Source organism: Asticcacaulis sp. AC460, from assembly GCF_000495795.1.
Classification (GTDB): domain Bacteria; phylum Pseudomonadota; class Alphaproteobacteria; order Caulobacterales; family Caulobacteraceae; genus Asticcacaulis.
On the sequence record NZ_AWGD01000031.1, the window covers coordinates 153,858 to 176,288 of the forward strand.

Consider the following 22,431-nt stretch of genomic DNA (forward strand, 5'->3'; position numbering starts at 1 on the left):
TATTCCACTCAGGACCCGGCGTGTGTTTTGCGCCACGCCGCGTCCAGCACGGTGTCGAAGATCACCCGACGGTCGGCCGGCGTCTGGGTCCCGCCCATCGCCGATTGGACCCGCTCCATATTGGTCAGGACATAGGCCTGGCTGCGCGCCGCCTTGACCGCCAGTTCATAGGACGATTCCGTATCGCCCAGCTTCAGCATCACGCCGGCCAGCAGGTTGTTGACACGAATGGCCAGGCTGGAATTGGGGCTCAGGGGCTCGATGATCTTCGCCGCCTGTTCCAGGTCGGTCCGGGCGCCTGCGAAGTCTTCGCCGTCGATCTTCATCACCGCGCGCAGCATCAGAGAGTCGGCCGTGCGCGAAGAGGTCGGCGCCGCCGCCAGCCGCGTCTCAAGCACTTCGTCGATCAGCGCCCGCGCTTCGGCGGTATCGCCGGCCTTGAACCTCACATTCGCCAGCACGGTCATGATGCTGAGCGAGCGGTCGAACTTGCGGTCGTGCTGCTTCAGGATGATGGCCAGGGCGGCCTCGGAGGCCTCGATCGATTTGCGGTACTCACCCAGGTAATTGTAGGTATTGGCGAGGTCGTTATAGATCGACGACAGCGACAGGTCGCCGTTAGGGCCCATGGTCTCAAAGACGGCGACAGCCTTGAGCTGAATATCGCGCGCCTCTTCCCAACGGCCGGAAAAAACATAGGTCAGGCCCAGGTTCTGATAGGCCCGCCCCAGGATGTGCGGCAACGGCGGTGTCGCGTTTTCCGCAATGCGCAGGGCGCGACGGAAATGGGCTTCAGCTTCGTCATAGCGGCCCATGCGCCGCAGGGCGTCGCCCAGAACGCCCAGAGTATCGGCCAGATCGGAGTGGCCGGCGCCCTGCATCCGTTCGCGGATTTCGAGGGCCTTTTCGGCGCGGCTTCGCGCGCCTTCGTAGTCACCCAGGGTGATCAGCGTATCGGCATGGTCGGTCAGGATACCCGCCAGCGCGACGTTGGGCGTAGCGTCCGGCGCCCCCATGATCGCCGCAGCTTTCTCGAAGATGGGCAGGGAGCCGAGGTAATCGCCTTTGAATTTGAGCGCCAGGGCGACCATATACCAGGCCGCGCCGGCGTCGGCTTTTTCATCCGGCGTCGAAGCCAGCCGCTCCATGTTCTCGGCCGACTCCCGGGTCATGGCAATGGCACGGTCGGGTTGGGAATCGAAATAGGCGTTGGCCAGGGCGGCCTGGGCGGCATAGGTCTTGAAATGATCCTTGCCCAGGGTGGCCAGCCGGTGATCATAGGCCGCCTGGCAGGGCTCGGCGGAACCGGAACCGGTGAGCGACACCGAGGCCTGGCACATAGCGTCCAGGGCGTTGCCGATCTCAAGCGGGTTCTTACCCTTTCGCGCCAATGCCAGCGCCTCCTGAGCCGTGGCCAGGGCGACATCCAGCTTTCCGGCGTTGGTTTCGGCTTCGTAACGGGCGATCAGGTCGGCGACGGTCGGGGCCTTAGTCGGGGCCTGGGCCGCGGCCACGCCAGCCAGGACAGCGAAAGCCACCAGCCCCGCGGCCATGCCTTTTGCGACAGGTATCATGATCCGCCCTCCTCCAGCCACGTCCGCCGCAGTAACACCCGGCACACCCGCGCTGTCAACAGTCTGAATAACAAGATTATTCCACCTTGACAGGTCAAGGCGCGCGGCCGCATTGTCCCGGCAAAACAGGGAGGGGCTTGCCCATGGATGCCGTGAAACGCTTGCTGCTGCCCATGATCGCGGCTCTGACCGCCGCCCTGGCTTTCACCCTGCCCGCCGCGGCGCAGGAACCCGCGCCCACGCCACTCGAAGAGTCCTTCGAAGCGGCGCAATGGGCCGACCTGTCAGTGACCGCCCAGGCCCTGGCCCGCGCCGCCGGCCGCAACTCGGCCACATCGCCCGAGCTGAAGACCCTGATCGACCGGCTGGAGACGGCAAAGAAAGAATATGAAGCCCTCGACCAGGCCGCCAATGCGGCGCGCGGCGGCGCCAGCGAGGCGGCCAAATTCAAGGCGAAAACCCTGGCCGAGGCCGCCGATCAGGCCCATGCCGAGGTCGAAACCCTGTCGGCGGAACTGGCACAAAAATATCCCGCATACGACTCGTTGGTTGCCCCCTTTCCGATCGGATTGAAACAGACGCAGGGTTTGCTGCGCCCCGACGAAGCCCTGGTGATGATCCACCCGACGCCGAACGGCACCTATATCTTCGCCCTGCGCAACGGTGACGCGCAGTGGTTCCGCACCGACGCCACCACCGACTCGTTGCGCCCCGACGTCGATGCCATGCGTTTTGCGCTGGATCCCGGCCGCGAAGCCCTGCGCGGCGCCGCCAGCCATCCCGGCGGACTGCCGACCCAGTTCACCTTCTCGCGTCAGACAGCCTACCGCCTGTATCAACAGGTCTTCGCCCCGGCCCAGCCGGTGATCAAGGACGCCAAGGTCGTCTATATCGTTGCCTCCGGCCCGCTGTCGCACCTGCCGCTATCGGTGCTGGTGACCACGCCACCCAAGGGCAACGACCTGGACGTCAGGGCGCTGCGCAAGACCGACTGGCTGATCAAGTCCTATGCCCTAGCCACCCTGCCGTCGGTCAACAGCCTGAAATTCCTGCGTCAGGCACGTAATGACGCCGCGCCGGGCCGCGGCTTCCTGGGCTTCGGCTCGCCCGACCTGGCGACGGACGGCAAGACCCGCGACCTCGTGCCCCTGCCCGGCGCCCAGACCGAACTGCTGGCCATGGCCAAGCTGATGAACGCCGACACCGGCAAACAGGTCTATACCGGCGCCCAGGCGACCGAAAAGGCCGTACGCGAAAACGACCTGTCCAATGTACGCATCATCGCCTTCGCCACCCATGCGGTGCGCGCCGGCGAAGTGGAGGGCATGGACGAACCCGCCCTGGTCCTGACCGAGGGCGGTGTGTCCGGTGACGCCAATAATGACGGCTTCCTGACGGCGTCCGAAGCGGCCAACCTGCGCCTGAACGCAGACTGGGTCATCCTGTCCGCCTGCAACACCGCCTCCGGCCGCAAGAAGGCCGGCGACGACAACGACGAGGTCCTGTCGGGTCTGGCGCGCGGTTTCCTGGCCTCCGGCGCCCACAGCCTGATCGTGTCGCACTGGCGCGTATCGGACCAGGCCGCCGCCCAGCTGACCTCGGCGGCGGTGGGCTACTATGTCGGCGGCAAGGGCCGCGCCGAAGCGCTGCAGACAGCGATGCTGGACATGCTGGCCAGGGGCGACGCCACCCCGGCCAACTGGGCCGCCATGGTCGTGGTCGGCGAAGCGCGCTGACCCTCGATTACGGCTCTATGCCCTTCAGCGAATAGGCTTCGACAAAGCCGTATCTGGCGATGGCCGACCGGACATCGCGACGCGCCTTGACCGTCGCATCGATCGCGTTCATGCGCTTTTCCTGGAGCGTCAAGGCCGGGTCTTCGTCGTAATCCTGCAAGTCGACCAGCGTCTCACTACGGGTTTCGACATCCTTCAACTGGGCGATGACGGCTTTCGCAAGGGCGTCGAAATCGCCGGCGCAACGCAGGCCTTCCAGATAGAGGCCCGGGCCGTCCACCTCGTGGTCCTTCATGTAACCCAGCCACTGATCGCGTTCGCTCACCTTACCCTGCTGGGCATAGGCGCAGACCCGGATCTCTGCCGCCACCATGGCGCCGTAGCCGCTGACCTGATCCGGAGCGATGGCATCGGCTTCCATCAACGCGGCCTCCGGCTTTTCGATGGCGACATAGTAGACACCCAGATTCAGCGCCTGGCTGACCGAGTCGCTTTCCGTGCCTGCCGCCTTGGCCTTGACCTTGCCCTCGGTAACCTCGTTCCACCGGCCAAGTCCGCGCAGGGCGTTGGCCCGGGCTTCGACGGCCCATTGGTAGTGGTCATCGAGGTCGCTGAAGGCGGGCTGGTCCTTTGGGGCGGCATCCACTTTCGAGAGGGCCGCATCCATCACGGCCAAGGCTTCATCGTAGCGCCGTTCCTTCATGAGATAGTCCGCCAGCATGGTCTGCCCTTCGATCAGGTCGGGGTGAGCCGCGACTTTTGAACGAACCTTCGAACGTTCATGGCGGTAAGCGGCGCTATAGTCGCCGCTGGACGGCAGGTCGCCGACAAAGGCGCGGTACCGCTTGTCGGCGCGAATCCGGATCACATAGTGAGCATCCGTCAGACCTGCCAGAACCTTGCGGGCCGCATCGGGCTTGCCGTCCGCCACGTGCAGCTCGAACAGTTGCCACCACAGAAACTGCGCCGTGCTCAAGGCCTCTCCCGGCTCGTAGGCGGCCTGCCACAGAGCCATGAGCAGCCGGCGATAGGGCCCCTTGTCGTCCTGTTTTTTAGCTTCACGCACGACACTGAGCAGGAAGGGGTAGGACATGTCTTTTGCCTCAGCCGGATCGACCTCCAGCATCTTGACCAAGGCCTCAGCCGCGACATCATAGCGGCGGGTGCGCACAGCCGCGCCGGCCAGGTAGACCCAGTAATCGCCCTCGGTCTTGGCTTCGGGATAGACCTCCCCCATACGCAGGCGGTGCTGATAGGCGCTTTCGTACTTGGCCATCCTCTGGTCCAGGACCGCGGCCATCCAGTGGGCCAGGTAATGGTCCTTCGCCGTCAGGCTGGTGAACCCCGGATCCTTCATGATGGCGTCCAGTTCCGCTGCCAGCGCCGCGACGCCGTCGTCCGGAGCCTCCCACATGACCTTATAAACCGCTGCCATACGTTCGCCGAGATCGGCGGGTGCGATTTGCGGCGCCGGTACAGGCTTGACCACGGTATCGGATGCGACGACGGAACCGGCCGCCGCCCAGCAGCAAACGGCGATGGTGGCAGCGAGAAGAAATCGACCTGGCATAAAATCCCCCTTGATGGCGCAACCATAGTCCGGCAACCGTAAATTGTCACCAGCGCTTGAATCTGGCCCCGCCCGCCAAGTCGATCTATAGAAGGTCCGACCTCTATCGAAAGTTCACAATGAAATCGCTTTTTGCCGCAGCCTGCCTGACGGTCGCCGCCCTGCCCGCCGCCGCGGTCACTCCCGGCTACACACCGCTCGGCGCCGGCGATCCGATTGGGCGCATCTACGACTATACCCGCAGCAACCGCGACGGTTCCCTGCCGGAACACATCGTTGTCTTCCGCAGGAGCATGACCGAAGTGGCGGTGTTCAAGGCGATCGAGGCCTGCACCACCGCCGCCTATGTCACCTCGGAGCTGAATCCGCAGACGCTCGAAGCCACCACCCTATATGCCGGGAAGCTGAACCGCGACGGTACCCAGCGCGTGTTCGGCCGAATGGATATCGACCCGGCCACCCGCATCATCTCGGCGAAGATCGACCTGCCCGGCCATCAACTCAGCGACACGGCGACCGCGCCCAACGCACCGTGGCATCTGTTCGACTACGATCTGGCCACCCTGACTGTAACCCTGCCGCACCTGACAGATCCGAAGGCGGGTTTCAGCTTCGGCATGGCCCTGGTCAAGACCGACGATATGAGCGATTTCCTGACCTATATGGGCCGCACCGACGTCCGCTACGCCGGCGAGGAAACCCATAATGGCCAGGCCACGCGCCGCTATGAGGTCGGCGGCCCGGCCTTCGGCGACAAGGGTGGTCCCCTGTGGCTGGACGCCAAGGACGGCCATATCGTCGATGCCGAGTTCGGCATTCCCAACCACGCCGAATATAGCGACTTCAAGCTCAAGCTGAATCGCGTCAGCGATGGCGGCGAGGCCGAGTGGAACAGCCTTTTGCGAGCGCATTACACCGGTTGTCCGAAGTAAGTGGGCCGATAATAGAAACAATCCGCAACGCAAAACGGCTTTACATTTCGCCGTGATTGGTGAGGATGACCCGGTTCGCGCCTCCTTCCGGAAGAATCGAAAGCCATGAGCCTGGCCACAGGTCATAACGACGCCACCGTCCGCCATCTCCTGGTCGTCGACGATGACGACCGCATCCGTACCCTGCTCAAGGAATTCCTGAGCCGCCAGGGTTTCCGTGTCACAGCCGCCGCCCATGCCGACGCCGCCAAGCGCATGCTGCAGTTGCTCGACTTCGACCTGCTGATCCTGGACGTCATGATGCCGGGCGAAGACGGTTTCTCGCTGTCGAAATGGGTGCGCGCCAACTCCAACGTCCCCATCCTGATCCTGACGGCGCGCGGCCTGCCCGACGACCGCATCATGGGCCTGTCGCTGGGCGCCGACGATTACCTGTCGAAACCCTTCGAGCCGCAGGAACTGCTGCTGCGCATCGAAGCCATCCTGCGCCGTACCGGTGTGAAACCCGCCCTGCCCAAGGCCATCACCATGGGCGCCTTCAATTTCGACCTGGAGCGGTCGGAACTGACCAAGAGCGGGACCCTGGTCCGCCTGACCGAAGCTGAGTCGCAACTCCTGCGCTACCTGGCCGAACGCGCCAATGTGCCGGTCGACAGGATGGACCTGGCCAAGGACAGCGTCGACACCACAGGCCGCGCCGTCGACGTCCAGGTGACGCGCCTGCGCCGCAAAATCGAGCAGGACCCCAAGAATCCGCGCTACCTCCAGACCGTCCGTGGCAAGGGCTATATGCTGGCCCCCGACTGAGATGCGCCTGCCCAAGCTTCGTCTTCTCCCCAAGGTCTTCAAACGCAATTTCCCGCGTACGCTTATGGCGCGGGTGTTGCTGATCATCGTCCTGCCCATCGCCATCATGCAGGTCCTGATCACCTGGGTCTTTTTCGACCTGCACTGGGAAACCGTCACCGAGCGCTTGTCCGAAGGCCTGGCCGGCGACATCGCCTGGGCCGTGCGGGCCTACGAGGAAGAGCCCACCGACGCCAACCTCGCCAAGATCAAATCCCATGCCGACGAGATGCAGTTGTCCATCACCCTGAAAAAGGGTGATGGCCTGCCCGAAGCCCTGCGCCCGGCCATCTTCGTCGCCCTGGACCGCACGATCGATCGCGCCCTGAACGAGCGCCTGGATGATCCCTACTGGTTCGACGCCACCCGCTATCCCGGCTTTGTCGACATCCGCGTCCAGGTCGAGGGTGGCGTCCTGCGCTTCATCGCGCCCAAGGAACGCGCCTTCGCCACCACCGGCTATATCTTCATCTTCTGGGTATTGGGGGCAACCTGGTTGCTAACCACGGTGGCCATGCTGTTCATCCGCAACCAGGTCCGCGCCATCGAACGCCTGTCCGAAGCCGCCGAGAAGTTCGGCCGCGGCGAAGACGACCCCAATTTCAAGCCCTACGGCGCCAAGGAGGTCCGGGCCGCCGCCGAGGCCTTCCAGAAGATGAAGGCGCGCATCCAGCGCCAGATCGAACAGCGCACCACCCTGCTGGCTTCGGTCAGCCACGACCTGCGCACGCCCCTGACCCGCCTCAAGCTGGAACTGGCCATGGCCGAGCAGGACGAGGCCAATGGACGGATGAAGCAGGACGTGTCGGAAATGGCCTATATGATTGACGAGTACCTGGCCTTCGCCCGTGGCGAGATGGCCGAGGACCGCGACATGGTCTCGGTGTCGGCCCTGATGGAGACTATCACTGGCAATATCAAACGCGCCGGGCATGCCCTGAAGACAAACTATCTTGACAAGGATCTGCGCATCGTCGTTCGCGAAATGGCCATCCAGCGCGCGGTCACCAACCTGATCCTCAACGGCTTTCACTACGGTAAAAGCGTCGCCTTTTCCGCCGAAATTGCCGATGAGGATGGCAAGCGTATGCTGCACCTGGTCGTGGATGACGACGGGCCGGGCATCGCGCCTGACCGGCGCGAAGATGCGTTCAAGCCGTTCAACCGCCTGGACGACTCGCGCAACCAGAACATTCAGGGCGTCGGGCTGGGGCTGGCGATCGCCCGCGACATCGTTCGCGGCCACGGTGGCGACCTGACTTTGGATACCAGCCGGATGGGCGGCCTGCGCGCCGTCGTCGCCCTGCCGCTGGAATAGACAAAAAATGCCGTGCATTGGGCGTAAATCTTGCTATTAGCCTGCTGAAAGCAATAGACGGGACAGACGATGCGATTCAAGAACATTTATGACAGATTTGCGACAGTCTCCGCCGTCGCCATTACTGCAACACTTCTGTCCGCCTGCGTGACGTTACATCCGGAGCTGACATCGGACTCGCTACTTGTCGCCAACGGCACGGGCACACCTGTACTGGCTTCGGGTGAAACCGTCGCTGTCGGGACCGCTGGCCTGGATGCCGCCGACGATCCGGAAATCTGGGTCGATCCGATGGACAAGTCCCGCGCCCTGATCCTGGGCACCGACAAGAAGGCCGGCCTGTACGCCTATAATCTGGACGGCACGGTGCGCGATTTCGTACCGCACGGCCCGCTCAACAATGTCGATTTGCGCACCGTCTATGGTGAAAGCGGTTCCTTTACGCTGATCGCGGCGTCCGACCGGGCGAAGAACGGCGCCGCCCTGTTCACCCTGACCGACGACCTGAAGCTCAAGCCCTCGGGTTTCCTGCCTATGGCGACCTCGGAAGCCTACGGCCTGTGCATGGGCACGACGGCGGACGGCATTACAGTCATCATCATCGGCAAGAATGGCGATGTCGTTCAGGCCGTTTATGGCGAAACCGAAGCCGGACCGTCTGGCGAGATTGTCCGCCGTTTCGACGTGGGCAGCCAGGCCGAGGGCTGCGTCGTCGATGACCGCACCGGCGCGCTGTACATCGCCGAAGAGGCCAAGGGTATCTGGCGCTACAGTGTCGAACCGGGCACGGGTGCGACGCGTGTTCTGCTGCAGGGCGCGCCGTCCGATATCCTGGCGCCTGATGTCGAAGGCCTGGCCCTGCTGGTCGATGAAGATTCGGGCCTGAGCTATCTGATCGCCTCGTCCCAGGGCGACAGCGCCTTTGCCGTCTGGCAGGTGGCGGGCGAAACAGCTACCTACAAGGGCCGGTTCTCGGTGTTTCCGGGCAATGGCTTCGATGCCGTGACGGGCACGGACGGCGTGGCGGCCCTGGGCGGCCAGGTCGGGCCGTACGCTGAGGGTGTCGTGGTGATGCAGGACGATTCCGACATGGACGGCGAAGCGCCCACCGGCGCCCGCGCCCGTCAGAACTTCAAGATCGTGTCATGGACTGAGGTCAAAAAGGCCTTGAAGGTTCAGTAAAAGCCTCCGGCGGGCAGGCTCTTGGACCCTGCACCCGAAACCTAACCCAGTTCCTTCGACCGCTTATGCGCCGCCTGGACCGCCGCCAACACCAGTTCGTCCAGGCCGGAACCTTCGGCGCACAAAACCTTCAGAGCCGCTTCGGTCGTGCCCCCAGGAGAGGCCACCTTACGAATCAGGTCGTCAGGCTCTTCGCCCGTCTGATCCAGCAGTCGCGCTGCCGAAATCAGCGTCCCACGCGCCAGGTCCCGCGCATGCATCCGCGACAGGCCCGTCTCGCGGCCGGCCTTTTCCAACGCCCGCACAAAAGCATAGACATAGGCCGGGCCCGAGCCCGATACCGCGGTTGCCGAATCCATCAGGCCTTCGTCGCTCAGGATCACCGTCGTCGCCATCGGTCCGAACAGGCCCTTCGCAGCGGCAAGGCCTTGTTCCGTAGCGGAAAAGATCGACGCCACGCCCTTGCCCGTCGCCACGCCGGTCGTCGGCATGACCCGCGCCACCGCATGGCCGGCAAAGGCCTGCTCCAGGCTGGCCGTCTGCACCCCGGCCATGACCGAGATAAGCACCGTATCCGGCCCCAGATTACCACCGAGAAGCTCCGCCACCGCGTGCCAGCCCTGGGGCTTGACCGCCAGGATCACCGTCTTCGCCGCGCTCCACGTCTCGGGGGACGGATTGAGCTGAGCGCCGTCGGCAGCATAGGCCTTGGCCTCGTCACCCGGCTTCAGGTCAACGATCATCAGGTCCGACGGCGCGGCATGGCCCGCGATACGGATACCCTTCAGGATAGACGACCCCAGCGCTCCGGCGCCGATCAGCAGGACCGGCTTCGGCAGAACATCAACCATTACGCTTCACCTTGCGTCTCGAACAAACAGGCGGCAAAGGCATCACGCGCCGTCAGCGCGCCCTTGAACCAGAAATCGAACGCCGGATAGAAGCGGTCAACCGCTTCGGCGGCGCTGTTGATCATGTGGGCGCTGGCCACCACCGACGCCCGCTCCAGCGGATTGACCGCCTGGGTATGACGGAACACCACGTCGTACAGTCCAAAGCCTGCTACGCCGCCTTCCGGATCGCGGAAAGCCTCGAAATGGCCGAACCAGACATGCTGATTGACCAGGCACAGCAATTCATACAGGCCCGGCAACCGGTCTTCGGTCAACGCCTTGCCTGCGCCCGATTCGACATCCAGCGAGCAGCACAGCTGCAGGCATTCGCCCTCCGGCCGCCACGAGAACCACATCTCATAGGTCCGCCAGTCGCCGCTCAGAGCAAAGCCCAGGTCCCCCTCGGGCGTGCGCTCAAATTCCAGCCCTTCCTCGGTAAGGATGGATTCCACCACATCGAGCGGATCGAAGGTCGCGTCGCTGTCGTAGGTCTGCGGCGTGGTCATGGGTACCCCTGAAATCCTTGTGTTCTAGTCGACCGGCAGGTCGACGTCGGGCTTCACGCCCTTGCCCTTCGGCTTAATAGAAGTTTCAGTCGCGCTAACGCTTCGCTCCTTGAGCAATGCCGCGACCTGAGCTTTCAAATCAGCGATTTCCGCTTTCAACGCCTCGAGTTCGTCGCGGCGGACCAGATCCATATCGGCAACAAAACGGTCGGCCTGGGAACGGAAGGCCGTCTTGGCCTCTTCACCGGCTGCCTGGGCCAGGGACATGGCCGAGGTGGTCATCTTGGCCAGTTCGTCGAGGAACGGATTTTGGCTTTGCATGGCGAGGGGCCTCCAGAAAATGCTGATGCATTCAATATAGAGGCTTCTCCCTCGGTCGACAAAGTTTTTCCATGATTCTAAGCCCTTTGTCTCTCTTTTGTGGCGACTTGTCACAGGTTAGTGCTAAACAGCCGCCACGCAATTTGGGGAGACGTGCCTAATGACCCTGCCGGATATCAATCCCGTCCTGTTTCAGCTTGGACCGGTCGCCATCCGCTGGTACGCCCTTGCCTATATTGCCGGGATCGTCCTGGGGTGGCTGTATCTGGGCCGTCTCATACGCCAGGAAAACCTGTGGGCGCCGCGCACCGCCCCCGTCAATTCCGACCAGCTCGACGACCTGGTCGTGTGGATGACCCTGGGCGTTATACTGGGCGGCCGGATCGGCTTCCTGCTGTTCTACGACATGAAAATCCTGTGGAGCCATCCTCTCGATGCCTTCAAGATCTGGGAAGGCGGCATGTCCTTCCATGGCGGGTTTATCGGCGTGGTGGCGGCGACGCTTCTGTACAGTTACGTCAAGAAGTTCACCCTGCCGCAGACCCTCAATCTGGGCGACCTGCTGGCGTGCGCCGCGCCGATCGGCCTGTTTTTCGGCCGTATTGCCAACTTCATCAATGGCGAGCTGTGGGGCCGCGAAACGTCATCTCCCTTCGGGATGATCTTCTGCAACACCTACACCTGCAGCGGCGGGATCACGCCGCGTCACCCCAGCCAGCTTTATGAGGCCGCCACGGAAGGCCTGATCCTGTTCGCCGTCGCCTGGTACCTGGCCCATGTCCGCAAGGAATTCAAACGCCCGGGCCTGATCGCCGGTGTGTTTATCGCCGGCTACGGCATCTTCCGCATCCTGATCGAAAACGTACGCGAGCCGGATGAGCAGATGTGGGACTTCTTCAAGGCCGTCATCACCATGGGCCAGACCCTGTCCATCCTGATGGTCATCGCCGGCGCGGCCTTTATCTGGAATGCCGTGCGCAAGGATAACCCAAATCCCGCCAAAAATGTCGCTTAAGCAGCGCCTGATCGAACAGATCACCCTGGAAGGCCCGATGAATGTGGCCGACTATATGGCGCGCTGCCTGCTGGACCCGATCGACGGCTACTATACCCGCCACGTCCGTATCGGCGCCGATGGCGACTTCCTGACCGCGCCGATGGTGTCCCAGATGTTCGGCGAGATGATCGGCGTCTGGGTGGCGCAGATGTGGCAGGCCCTGGGGGCTCCCGCAGAGTTTCGCCTCGTCGAGATCGGCGGCGGCGACGGCACCCTGATGTCGGACATCGTGCGCGTGGCGAAGCGCGTGCCGGGCCTGTTCGACGCCGCGCGGGTGATGATGGTCGAGCCGTCGCCGCGCCTGCGCGCCCTGCAGGGCCAAACCCTGGCGGGTGTCGTCTTCGTGCCCGATGTGAATGCCGTCCCGACCGAACTGCCGGTGATTGTCATCGCCAACGAGGTGCTGGATTGCCTGCCGGCCCGGCAGTTCGTCCGCACCGAAGACGGCTGGGCGGAACGCTGCGTCGGCGTGGTCGACGATGACCTCGCTTTTGGACTGACCCCCACAGAGTACAAACCTGCCATCGACGCCGCCCCCGGACAGATTGTAGAGGTTTCGGCCGCGCAACAGCATTTCGCCGCCCAGTTGGGCGCTCTGCTGAAAGCGGCCACCGGCGCCGCCCTGCTGATTGACTACGGCCGTGATCAGGCGGAAGCCGGTGACACGCTTCAGGCGTTGTACAACCACCACAACACCGACCCGCTGACCGCGCCGGGCGAGCATGACCTGACGGTCTGGGCGGATTTTCCCGCGGCCACTGACGTTGGAAAAACATTTGTAAAACTTAGTAAAATCAAAACGCAATCCGAATTTTTGCATAGGCTCGGCATCTTGTCTCGTCGCGAAGCCTTGCAGGCAGCTCACCCCTCCCACGCCGAAAAACTGCGGCGGCAATACGACCGTTTGACCGCACCTGACCAGATGGGCACGTTGTTCAAGGTAATTGGCATGGCCTGGCCGGCCGCCCTGCCCCTTTTCGCGCTTGAAGACTGACCGTCTGGGGTCTACATCGCCGCCATGGCCGCACTTCCTCCCCGCATCCTGCACCCGCTGCTTGACCTTCCCGGCATCCAGCATGGCTTTTTTACCCGCCAGGGCGGGGCGTCGTCCGGCGTCTATGACTCGCTGAACATAGGCCTGGGTTCGAAGGACGATCCCGCCCTGGTTCAGGAAAACCGCCGCCGCGTTGCCGCCGCCTTCGATCGACCGGCCGACCACCTGCTCAGCCTTTATCAGATCCACTCCGCCACGGCGCTCGACGTCTCCGGTCCGTGGACGACCGACCGCCCCGAAGCCGACGGCCTGGTTACCACCACCCCCGGCCTGATCCTGTCGGCCCTGTCGGCCGACTGCGCCCCGCTGCTGTTCGCCGATCCCGATAGTCGCGTCGTCGGATCGTGCCACGCAGGCTGGAAAGGCGCGCTTTACGGTATGATCGAGGCTACGCTCGACCTGATGCAGGCCAAGGGCGCCGATCTGGCGAACATCCGCTGCGTCATTGGCCCCTGTATCGCGCAGGCGTCATACGAGGTCGGGGCCGACTATGCCGGGATTTTTGCCGACCACGATCCCGACAGCCCGCCCTATTTTGTGGCAGGGGCTACGGCTGACAAGCGCATGTTCGACCTCCCAGGCTATTGCCTGATGCGGCTGAAACGCGCCGGCGTGACGCAATGCGCCGCCACCGGCCACGACACGTGCGCCGATGAAGCCCTGTTCTTTTCCAACCGGCGCAATTTCAAGCGGCAGTTGCCGGACTATGGTCGCCTGATCTCGGCCATCATGCTCAGAGCATAAAATTACATAATTGCGACGTTTCGCCCTTGAACCCTGTCGAACCCCTGCTAAAAGCCGCGCAAGTTATTAACGGGACATCGCCATGAAACTGCTCGCCGCCAACTCCAACCGGACCCTGGCCCAAGCCATCGGCGACTATCTCGACATGCCCTTGACCAAGGCGCGCGTGCAACGGTTTGCCGACAAGGAAATCTTCGTCACCATCGACGAAAACGTCCGCGGCGAAGACGTCTTCGTCATCCAGTCGACCAGCTATCCCGCCAACGACAACCTGATGGAACTGCTGATCTGCATCGACGCCCTGACGCGGGCCTCGGCGCGACGCATCACCGCCGTCATCCCGTATTTCGGCTATGCCCGCCAGGACCGCAAGACCGGCGGCCGCACTCCGATCTCGGCCAAGCTGGTGGCCAATATCATCACCCGCGCCGGCGCCCACCGTGTCCTGACCATGGATCTGCACGCCGGCCAGATCCAGGGCTTCTTCGATATCCCGACCGACAACCTGGTCGCCATTCCCTTTATGGCCAAGGATATCCAGGCCAACTACCAGGCCCCCCAGGAATTGATGATCGTCTCGCCTGACGTCGGCGGCGTTGTCCGCGCCCGCGCCCTGGCCGACCGCCTGGGCGGCGACCTGGCCATTGTCGACAAGCGCCGCCCGCGCGCCGGTGAATCCGAAGTCATGAACATCATCGGCGACGTCACCGGCCGCAACTGCATCCTGTTCGACGACATCGTCGATTCCGCCGGCACCCTGTGCAACGCCGCCAAGGCCCTGATGGACCGGGGTGCTTCGTCGGTCTCGGCCTATGTCTCGCACGGCGTGCTGTCGGGCGAAGCGATGAACCGGGTCGACAAGTCGGTGCTCAAGGAACTGGTCATCACCGACTCCATTGAGGCGACCGACATCATCCGCGACCATGCCAAGATCCGCATCGTCGGCGTCGCGCCGCTGATCGGTGAAGCCATCCGCCGCATTGCTAACGAAGAGTCCGTGTCGAAGCTGTTCGATTGAAAAAACGACAGAATCGCCATCAAAACTTTTTGATCACCTGCCGATAAAGAAGCCATAAATATCGCGGGTGCGGTAAGCTTTTGTCTTTCCACGATTTTGTAGTGCACGCTTCCGGCGAGGCGTCGCAGTTTGGCGACTTTGCGGCCACAATTTGGGCAAATTTTTTATCGATCACTTATGGCCAAGGCGTTCGCCTTGTGATGTAAAGACTTTGACGTCGGCGGGCGTCACGTTTCACAACAAAATCAGCATATTCTCCGAAGACGCGATGATCTCTGGACGCGCCTTCGGCACCTCGGGTAAAAAAGGGAGTAGCGTATGAAAATGGCAGTTGCGAAGGGCTCTGGCCTCAGCCTGGTTGCCCTCACTGTCGCCTTGGTTCTGGCCGGCTGCGCCACCGATGCGCCGCCACCACCGCCACCTCCCCCGGCCCCCGCCCCGGCCGGTCCTCCGGTTGCCTTGGCGACCCAGGTTTCCGACGCCGCCGCGGTCTATGTCGACTACATCACCACGGCGCGCAACATGCGGGCCAATTTCAGCGATGCTCAGGTCGTCCAGACCAAGCTCCAGGAAGGTGCGACCTACCAGCCGGACCAGCTGGCACGTGGCGTCGTCGCCTATGCCGCCATCGTCGCCATGCAGGAGCCCAGCTTCCGCTCGTCCCTGCGCGCCTACGCCGCCGATGAAACGGCGCGTGCAGAGCTGGTACGCAGGCTGACCTCCGACTACAATTACGCCGCCAGCCTGCCGTCAGCCGATATCGCCGCCCGCCGCGTCATCCTGGCACTGAGCTCGGACGGCCAGTCGGTCTACAATTCCGGCGCCGGCGTCAAACGCGCCGCCTATGACGTTCAACGCCAGAAGTGGTCCAAGGAAAAGGTCGCCGACCGCGATGGCCGCCTGGCCCAGACCAAGCAAAATTCGGTCGCCCTGCGCAGCGTCCACAGCGACGAAAGCTCCCGCCTGCTGGCCGCCGCCCTGACCGGCACCGGCCTGACCACCCAGGCGACGACCGGTCAGTCGACTGGTGGCTATGTCATCCAGGGCGATGGCGTCACCTTCACACCCGAGACCGAGACGGCCGCCACCACGACGGACGATCAAAGCGCCGTCACCGTGCCGGCGACCAAGAAATTGGCTAGCGCGCCGGCGGCGACCGACTCAGCGGTGCCGGCAGCGACCTTCGCCTCGACGACCAATGTCTTCGACCGCCCGGACCTGTTCAACACGCCCTATACCGGCGCCGTCAACCGCGCCCTGACCATCGCCGCCCTGGCCATATTGGGCGAAGCCGGCGACAGCCGCACCGAATACCTCAACTACCTGCTGGATGAGGTCGAGGGCGAACGCTGCTTCGACATGAGCAAGCTGAACCTGTATCAGTGCCTGGCTGTGGCGACGCCGCATTTCGAGGACGTCTTCTGCCTGGGTCAGCACGTGCTGATGGATACCGGCCAGTGCCTGGGCAAGATGTCGAGCAATGCGCTCAGCTTTGAGCCGGCCAAGATCGCTGCGACCTACGCCACCGCCGAGCCCTATATCAAGCCGGCTCCGGTCAAGAAGCCGGCCAAGAAGAAGGCGACCGGCAAGCACAAGAAGCGCAGATAAGGGAATCCCGCGAAGCTGCGGCCGTATGCATTTTCCCGGTTTTGCCGGTTGCATACGGCAGCGGCTTCGTGTATCACCCGCGCTCTTAAAAGTTTCCCTGCCGTGCCCAGGATGGATGCGCGGCCTTTTTATGTTCGAGGAAGAGGCTGATGGCCGAGATTGTTCTGGATGTCGAAGTGCGTGAACGCACCGGTACGGGCGGCGCCCGTGCAACCCGCAACGAAGGCAAGCTGCCGGGCGTTCTGTATGGTGGCGACAAGGGCCCCGTGCCGATCGCCGTCAACCTGAACGCCTTCCGCAAGTCGCTGTCGACCGGCAAGCTGAACGGCCACCTGGTCACTCTGAAGTACGGCGACGAGACCCAGAAGGTCATCGCCAAGTCGATCGACTTCCACCCGGTCACCGACGTGCCGGTCCACTTCGACCTGTACCGCGTCGACGAGCATGCCAAGATCCGCATCTCGGTTCCGGTGCACTTCAAGAACCACGAACTGTCGCCCGGCCTGAAGAAGGGCGGCGCCCTGAACGTGGCTTTCCACGAACTGGAAATCCAGGTTCCGGCCGACCACATCCCGGAAGACATCATCGTCGACCTGACGGGCCTGGAAATCGGCCAGTCGGTTCACATCTCCGACCTGAAGCTGCCGTCGGACGTGACCGCGGTTGCCAAGGGCGTGACGGTTGTGGCCTCGGTCACCGCTTCGGGGGCCAGCAAGAGCAGCGACGCCGAAGGCGCCGAAGCCTAAGCTTCCAGGCATTTCTGATACTGAAAACCCCGCGTCATCGACGCGGGGTTTTTGTTTTTAGCGGGTCTATTTCAAACTCGTCGGGCGGCGCTTTTTCCAGCTACCCTGGATGTGCTCGCGCATGGCCCGGGCCGCGCCCTCTCCGTCACGCTTCATGATGGCGTCATAGACCTGTTTGTGCGCCGCGTGGGTATCGCGGACATGGTCGACGTTCAGCTTGCCGGAATAGTTGATGTTTTTCAGCGCCTTGCCCTGGATCGAATTGATGATCGCCTCGGACAGGCGGTCCCCCGAGATGCGCATGATGATGTCGTGGAACTTCACATCCTCATGGACATAGCCCGCCGGCGTCCCCAGCAGACCGTCCAGTTTTTCCAATTGCGCCGTCAGTTCAGCGGCATCGTCCGCCGTCAGCCGTTCCGCCGCCTTGGCCGCCATTGAGGCCTCCAAAGCCGTGCGGATTTCGATCAGGTTGTCGAGGTAGTTGAGGCCGTCGTCGCGTTGGAACAGGGCTGCCAACACCATAGGGTCCAGCAGGCTCCAGTGCGCCGAATCCTGGACGATCGTGCCCCTGCCCTGCTGCGAAACCACAAGCCCTTTTTCGGTCAGAGCGGTGGTCGCTTCGCGGATCACGGTGCGGCTGACCTCGAACATGTCGCACAGCACGTTTTCTGGCGGCAGGGCCGAGCCCGCCGGATAGACCTCGGTGACGATAGCGGTCACCAGGTCCTCGACGACGGCGGCGGCCAGGCGGGGACGGCGGCGGGCATTGCGGGCGGAAAGAGCAGCGGAAGCGGTCAAGCGCGATAGTCCTTATGAAGTCAACGAATCCCGGGCGTTCACAGGCTTCGCGTGGCCAGTATGGGACGAACGCCCCACCGGCGCAAGTAGCGCTTGTCATGCCGGATGCCACATGATAGCATCATCATACATATTATCAATTTGAGTCACAAAGCGCCCGCGTATGAAGATCACCGGCTACCGCAGCCTCACCACCGTCAATAACTGGGGCCGGCCGATCGGCGATGTCAACGGCATCGTCAAATCCGGCGTCACGGACGTGCCGATCCTGTTGCTGACCACCGATTCGGGCCTGACCGGGGTCGGTTTGGGCGCCCATGGCGATATTGAGCGGATTTTTCCGGCGGTCGAAGGTGAAGATCCGCGCGCCGTCACCGCACTGTACGATCGCATGCTGGCTCACGTGTTCAAAAGTGGCCATGCCGGCGCGACCTTCGGGGCGATCGGCGCGGTCGACATGGCGCTTTGGGACCTGAAGGCCAAGATGGCCGACGAGCCGCTGTGGCGGACCCTGGGCGCCCGTGACCGGTTCGTACCGGGCTATGCTTCGGGCTTGTGCCAAGGGCTGGCTGATGATCAACTGGTTGATTTGTATAGCCAATGGGCCGACCTGGGCTTTACCGGCGCCAAGCTGAAAGGCGGCCGCGACCTCGACCGCGACCTGCGCCGGTTGATGGCCGTGCGCGACATCCTGGAGCGCAACACGCCGCGACCGGCCATGATGTTCGACGTCAACGAATCGTGGTCGCGTAAGCAGGCCATTCGCCATCTCGCCGAAATCGAGCGTCACATCGACCTGACCTGGATCGAGGAGCCGGTGCGGCGCTGGGACGCCGAAGGCCATGCCACCATTGCTCGCGCGTCGAAATGCGCCGTAGCGACCGGTGAGAATTTGACGGGGCTGGATCAGTATCTGCCCTTGTTCGAAGCCAAGGCCGTCGACATCGTGCAGGCCGGAATGGTGTGGGGTGTCACCCATTTCCTGCGGGTCGCCAACGCCGCCCACGCCCATAATCTGCCAGTCTCGCCAGTGGGTTATAACTGTAATCCGGTCGCTCATGCCGCCGCGGCCGTGCCCAACCTGCTAACCGTCGAAGTTCAGGATTTCAAGCCGCCTGTCGGGTTGAAGCTGGACCAGCAACTGGCGGATGGCGGCATCGTTTTGGGCGATACGCCGGGCCTGGGCATCGAAGTCGACGAGGCCCTGATCCTCAGCGAACGCCAGTCCGGGCAATGGTCTGTGCCCGGCGGACCGCATGTCCGGCCGGCGCGGGCCGGGCTGCGCCTGGTGCCCGAAGCCTGAACCATGCAGACCACCCGCCTCCCCCATGATGGGCCCGAGATTTCCGTGCTGGCGCTGGGCGCCGCCTCGCTGGGCAGCGTCTATTCCGAGGTGTCTCAGGCCAATGCCGACGCTACGGTGCAGACTGCGCTGGGCCTGGGCGTGTCGCTGATCGATGTCGCGCCCTATTACGGTTTGACCAAGGCGGAAACGGCGTTGGGCCTTGCTTTGCAGGGGGTTGAGCGCAGTCGCTATACCCTGGCGACCAAGGTCGGCCGCTATGGCGACAAAGCTTGGGACTTCTCGCGCGACGCCACATTGCGCAGTCTCGGTGAGTCGCTGGGGCGGTTGAAATGCGGCCATGTTGATGTCCTGCAATGCCACGATATCGAGCACGGCGACCTGAAACAGTTGGTCGACGAAGCCCTCCCTGCCCTGCGTGAGTTGAAGGCGCAAGGTGTGATCCGCTATGTCGGAATTACGGGTTATGACTTGGCCGTGTTGGAAAAGATCGCGGTCGAGCAGCAGGTCGATACGGTCATGGCCTATTGCAGTTTTACCATGCAGGATCAAAGACTTGGTCCGGTGGCGCAGCGGTTGAAAAGCCATGATATCGCCGTGTTCAATGCTTCGCCTCTGGGTATGGGATTACTGACGCGGAAAGGCCCGCCCGACTGGCATCCGGGTCATGAGACGGTCCATAAGGCGGCGGCGGAAGCGGCGCGAATTTGCGCCGAGGCGGGGTCGGATATTTCGCGGCTGGCGGTGCAGTGGGCATTGCAAAAGGCGGCGGAGCAAGGGATTGCGTCGACCGTCATAGGGTCGTCCAGCGCTGTTAATATGAGCGATAACGTGGCGGCATTGAATGTGCCGATTGATGCGGAATTGCTGGCGCGGGTCGAGGCTGTGCTGGCGCCGGTTCGGGATCTGGGGTGGGATGTGTTGCCCGGAAATGGCGGCAAGGCGGGGTCATGATCGACGCGCACACGCACTTCTGGGACCCGGCACGGCTGAGTTACGACTGGCTGAAACATGTGCCCGAAATCGCTCATGCCCACCTGCCGGAACACTTCGCGTATGCTGGAAGTGTTATTTTCGTCCAATCGGACTGTAGGCCCGATCAGGCTTTGCAGGAGGTCGATTGGATCCGACAGTTCGCAATAACGGGAACTGTAGCTTACGCGCCGTTGGAACTGGGTGCTGAGGTTCGTCCGTATCTGGCTGAGTTGGTTCGGCGGCCGTCGGTAAAGGGTGTTCGCCGTAATGCCCAGAATGAGGCCGACGGCTTTATGTTGGGCGCCTATACGGACGGCGTGGCCGCGGCAGCGGATGCCGGGTTAAGCATCGACATGTGCATCCGGGCGCACCAGATGGCGGAACTGGCCACTGTGTTGAAGGCCGTGCCGGAGGCGACGGTCATTCTCGACCATCTCGGCAAGCCCAATATCGCCGGTAGCGAATTCGATAGCTGGGAATCGCAGTTGAGCCGACTCGCGGAATTTCCAAACCTTTATTGCAAGCTGTCGGGGTTGCCGACCCAGGCCGACTGGAAGAGTTGGAAGCCGGAGCAATTGCTGCCGTACCTGGCGCATGCGATCGAGGTGTTCGGGCCGGAACGGTGTCTGTTCGGCGGCGACTGGCCTGTCGTGAATCTGGCCGGCGGTTATGAGCCATGGCGGAAGACGGTCGAGGCGGCGGTGGCCGGACTAAACGAAGACCAACAAGAACGGATCTGGTCGGGTACGGCCCGCGCCGTCTATAAATTATAACAAAGGAGACGCCATGACCGAACATGCACAGGGCGCCCGGCGCTGGACCTTGCTGATCTCGCTGCTGGTCAATAATTTCGTCTTGCTGGCGCTGTATTGCGGCGTGTTGGGCGTGCTGTTGCCCAACCAGATCGCCGCCATCGATCCCGACAACAAGACCGACAACCTGGCTTTGGTGTTTGCGGTGACCTCGATCTTCTCGACCCTGGCGACGCCGATCGCCGGTGCGCTGTCGGACCGGACACGGTCGCGCTGGGGCCGGCGGTCGCCGTGGATCGCCATCGGGGCATTGGTCGGCGCAGCGGCTCTGTTCGGCGTGTCGTTCATGACCTCGCTGGTGGCGATCACCGTGTTGTGGGTAATGGCCGCCATCGCGTTGAATTCGATGCAGCCGGCCTTGACGACTGTGGTGGCGGATCGTTTCCCCAAACAGGCGCGCGGCGTGGCTTCGGGCTTTGTCGGCGCCGGCATGACGGCCGGGATCGCGGCGGGCACCTGGGTGGCGGGACAGTTGGCCGATGATATGGTCGCGGCCTATGGTCTGTTCGCGGCGGCGATTGCCGCCTGTTGTATCGTGTTTGTAATTGTGAACCGTGAGGCGCCGTCGACAGGGCTGGTCGTAGAAAAATTCGACTTCGGCAGTTTCTTCGCCGGGTTCGCCCGGCCGTTCAAGTCGCTCGACTTCACCTGGGCGTTTGCGGGGCGGTTCACCATCTATCTGGGGTATCAGGGGATTGCCACCTATCTGCTGTTTATCCTGCAGGACTATATCAAGCTGTCGACCGGCGACGCCAACAAGATCATCGGCAATATCGCCGTCATCAACTTCGTTTTTGTCGTATTGTCGTCGCTGGTGGGCGGGTTGGCCAGCGACTGGCTGGGGCGGCGCAAGCCGTTCGTCTTCTTCGCCAGCCTGGTGATGGCGGCCGCCATGGCCGTGCCGTTGTTCCTGCCGACGATCGAGGGCATGTATGTTTATGCGGCATTGATAGGCATCGGGTATGGGGCGTTTATGAGCATCGACATGGCTTTGATGACCCAGGTCTTGCCCAAGACCGTTCAGGGTGACGCCGGTAAGGATTTGGGTGTTTTGACCACGGCGATCAATATCCCGCAGATCATCAGTCCGATCATGGCGGCTGTGTTGTTGAAGATGTCTGGCACCGACTATCGGGTGTTGTTCGTGGCGGCCATCGTCTTTGTGTTTGCCGGGTCGTTCTTTGTGTTGCCGATTCGATCCGTGAAGTAAGGAAGATACCCCTCCGCCGGCTTCGCCGGCACCTCCCCACTTCGTGGAGAGGAGGACTTATACCAACGACGGTTGGTTTTGACTCTTAAGAAAGGGCCCCTCCGCCAAACCCCATAAATGGAGAGGAAGACTTATATTTCAGCCGCAGAGTCAGATGACTCTGCGGCTTTTTCGTGCTTGGAGCTTTATTAACTCAGACAATTCATGTTTGATAGCATCATTTTT

General features: G+C 62.7%; 21 protein-coding genes. 15 read left to right on the forward strand and 6 right to left on the reverse strand.

What is annotated here, in order from left to right; translation table 11 throughout:
- Positions 1-8 precede the first annotated feature (8 nt).
- Complete coding sequence (locus ABAC460_RS41095) at positions 9-1,574, reverse strand: tetratricopeptide repeat protein (protein ID WP_081716626.1); 1,566 nt, start codon at positions 1,572-1,574, stop codon at positions 9-11.
- A 143-nt stretch (positions 1,575-1,717) separates the two neighbouring features.
- Between ABAC460_RS41095 and ABAC460_RS41100 the strand changes: the two genes are divergently transcribed.
- A complete protein-coding gene (locus ABAC460_RS41100; protein WP_023454626.1) occupies positions 1,718-3,310 on the forward strand; it encodes a CHAT domain-containing protein in 1,593 nt (530 codons plus the stop codon).
- A 7-nt stretch (positions 3,311-3,317) separates the two neighbouring features.
- Here ABAC460_RS41100 and ABAC460_RS41105 read toward each other — a convergent pair whose 3' ends face one another.
- On the reverse strand, positions 3,318-4,880 hold the full coding sequence (locus ABAC460_RS41105) for a tetratricopeptide repeat protein (RefSeq protein WP_023454627.1): 1,563 nt from the start codon (positions 4,878-4,880) through the stop codon (positions 3,318-3,320).
- Between the two features lie 119 nt (positions 4,881-4,999).
- On the opposite strand from ABAC460_RS41105, the gene ABAC460_RS41110 reads away from it, so the two are divergent.
- From ABAC460_RS41110 to ABAC460_RS41125, 4 genes are all read left to right on the forward strand, one after another.
- Positions 5,000-5,812: a hypothetical protein gene (locus tag ABAC460_RS41110; RefSeq protein WP_023454628.1), complete on the forward strand. Its 813-nt coding sequence runs from the start codon at positions 5,000-5,002 to the stop codon at positions 5,810-5,812.
- Positions 5,813-5,917: 105 nt separating this feature from the next.
- Positions 5,918-6,619: a response regulator gene (locus ABAC460_RS41115; RefSeq protein WP_023454629.1), complete on the forward strand. Its 702-nt coding sequence runs from the start codon at positions 5,918-5,920 to the stop codon at positions 6,617-6,619.
- 1 nt (position 6,620) lies between these two features.
- A complete protein-coding gene (locus ABAC460_RS41120; protein ID WP_023454630.1) occupies positions 6,621-7,976 on the forward strand; it encodes an ATP-binding protein in 1,356 nt (451 codons plus the stop codon).
- A gap of 69 nt (positions 7,977-8,045) precedes the next feature.
- The gene (locus tag ABAC460_RS41125) at positions 8,046-9,158 is read left to right on the forward strand and encodes a phytase (protein ID WP_023454631.1); all 1,113 of its coding nucleotides are present in this window, start codon (positions 8,046-8,048) and stop codon (positions 9,156-9,158) included.
- Between the two features lie 41 nt (positions 9,159-9,199).
- Here ABAC460_RS41125 and proC read toward each other — a convergent pair whose 3' ends face one another.
- Genes proC through ABAC460_RS41140 form a run of 3 tightly spaced genes read right to left on the reverse strand, consistent with a single transcriptional unit; the run spans position 9,200 to position 10,878 of the window.
- A complete protein-coding gene (gene proC / locus ABAC460_RS41130; protein ID WP_023454632.1) occupies positions 9,200-10,009 on the reverse strand; it encodes a pyrroline-5-carboxylate reductase in 810 nt (269 codons plus the stop codon).
- Entirely contained in the window at positions 10,009-10,557 is a 549-nt protein-coding gene (locus ABAC460_RS41135; protein WP_023454633.1) for a YbjN domain-containing protein, read from the reverse strand. The genes proC and ABAC460_RS41135 overlap by 1 nt, the downstream gene beginning before the upstream one ends.
- Positions 10,558-10,581: 24 nt before the next feature.
- On the reverse strand, positions 10,582-10,878 hold the full coding sequence (locus ABAC460_RS41140; RefSeq protein ID WP_023454634.1) for an accessory factor UbiK family protein: 297 nt from the start codon (positions 10,876-10,878) through the stop codon (positions 10,582-10,584).
- Positions 10,879-11,038: 160 nt separating this feature from the next.
- Here ABAC460_RS41140 and lgt point away from each other — a divergent pair, with 160 nt between their 5' ends.
- From lgt to ABAC460_RS41170, 6 genes are all read left to right on the forward strand, one after another.
- A complete protein-coding gene (lgt, locus tag ABAC460_RS41145) occupies positions 11,039-11,893 on the forward strand; it encodes a prolipoprotein diacylglyceryl transferase (protein ID WP_023454635.1) in 855 nt (284 codons plus the stop codon).
- Positions 11,883-12,929: a class I SAM-dependent methyltransferase gene (locus tag ABAC460_RS41150; RefSeq protein ID WP_023454636.1), complete on the forward strand. Its 1,047-nt coding sequence runs from the start codon at positions 11,883-11,885 to the stop codon at positions 12,927-12,929. Before lgt ends, ABAC460_RS41150 begins: the two co-directional genes overlap by 11 nt.
- A gap of 24 nt (positions 12,930-12,953) precedes the next feature.
- A complete protein-coding gene (gene pgeF, locus ABAC460_RS41155) occupies positions 12,954-13,733 on the forward strand; it encodes a peptidoglycan editing factor PgeF (protein ID WP_023454637.1) in 780 nt (259 codons plus the stop codon).
- 82 nt (positions 13,734-13,815) lie between these two features.
- On the forward strand, positions 13,816-14,751 hold the full coding sequence (locus tag ABAC460_RS41160; protein WP_023454638.1) for a ribose-phosphate pyrophosphokinase: 936 nt from the start codon (positions 13,816-13,818) through the stop codon (positions 14,749-14,751).
- A 318-nt stretch (positions 14,752-15,069) separates the two neighbouring features.
- Complete coding sequence (locus ABAC460_RS41165; protein ID WP_023454639.1) at positions 15,070-16,359, forward strand: hypothetical protein; 1,290 nt, start codon at positions 15,070-15,072, stop codon at positions 16,357-16,359.
- Positions 16,360-16,508: 149 nt separating this feature from the next.
- A complete protein-coding gene (locus tag ABAC460_RS41170; protein WP_023454640.1) occupies positions 16,509-17,105 on the forward strand; it encodes a 50S ribosomal protein L25/general stress protein Ctc in 597 nt (198 codons plus the stop codon).
- A gap of 66 nt (positions 17,106-17,171) precedes the next feature.
- Here ABAC460_RS41170 and ABAC460_RS41175 read toward each other — a convergent pair whose 3' ends face one another.
- On the reverse strand, positions 17,172-17,906 hold the full coding sequence (locus ABAC460_RS41175; RefSeq protein WP_023454641.1) for a FadR/GntR family transcriptional regulator: 735 nt from the start codon (positions 17,904-17,906) through the stop codon (positions 17,172-17,174).
- Positions 17,907-18,069: 163 nt separating this feature from the next.
- On the opposite strand from ABAC460_RS41175, the gene ABAC460_RS41180 reads away from it, so the two are divergent.
- From ABAC460_RS41180 to ABAC460_RS41195, 4 genes are read left to right on the forward strand one after another with little or no spacing between them, the layout of a single operon-like run.
- Positions 18,070-19,209 (forward strand): mandelate racemase/muconate lactonizing enzyme family protein, encoded by a 1,140-nt coding sequence (locus ABAC460_RS41180; protein ID WP_023454642.1) that lies wholly within the window; start codon positions 18,070-18,072, stop codon positions 19,207-19,209.
- A 3-nt stretch (positions 19,210-19,212) separates the two neighbouring features.
- Positions 19,213-20,163, forward strand: a complete 951-nt coding sequence (locus ABAC460_RS41185; protein ID WP_023454643.1) for an aldo/keto reductase — start codon at positions 19,213-19,215, stop codon at positions 20,161-20,163.
- On the forward strand, positions 20,160-20,957 hold the full coding sequence (locus tag ABAC460_RS41190) for an amidohydrolase family protein (RefSeq protein WP_023454644.1): 798 nt from the start codon (positions 20,160-20,162) through the stop codon (positions 20,955-20,957). The genes ABAC460_RS41185 and ABAC460_RS41190 overlap by 4 nt, the downstream gene beginning before the upstream one ends.
- Positions 20,958-20,970: 13 nt before the next feature.
- Positions 20,971-22,206, forward strand: a complete 1,236-nt coding sequence (locus ABAC460_RS41195; protein WP_023454645.1) for an MFS transporter — start codon at positions 20,971-20,973, stop codon at positions 22,204-22,206.
- The last annotated feature ends 225 nt before the right edge of the window (positions 22,207-22,431 follow it).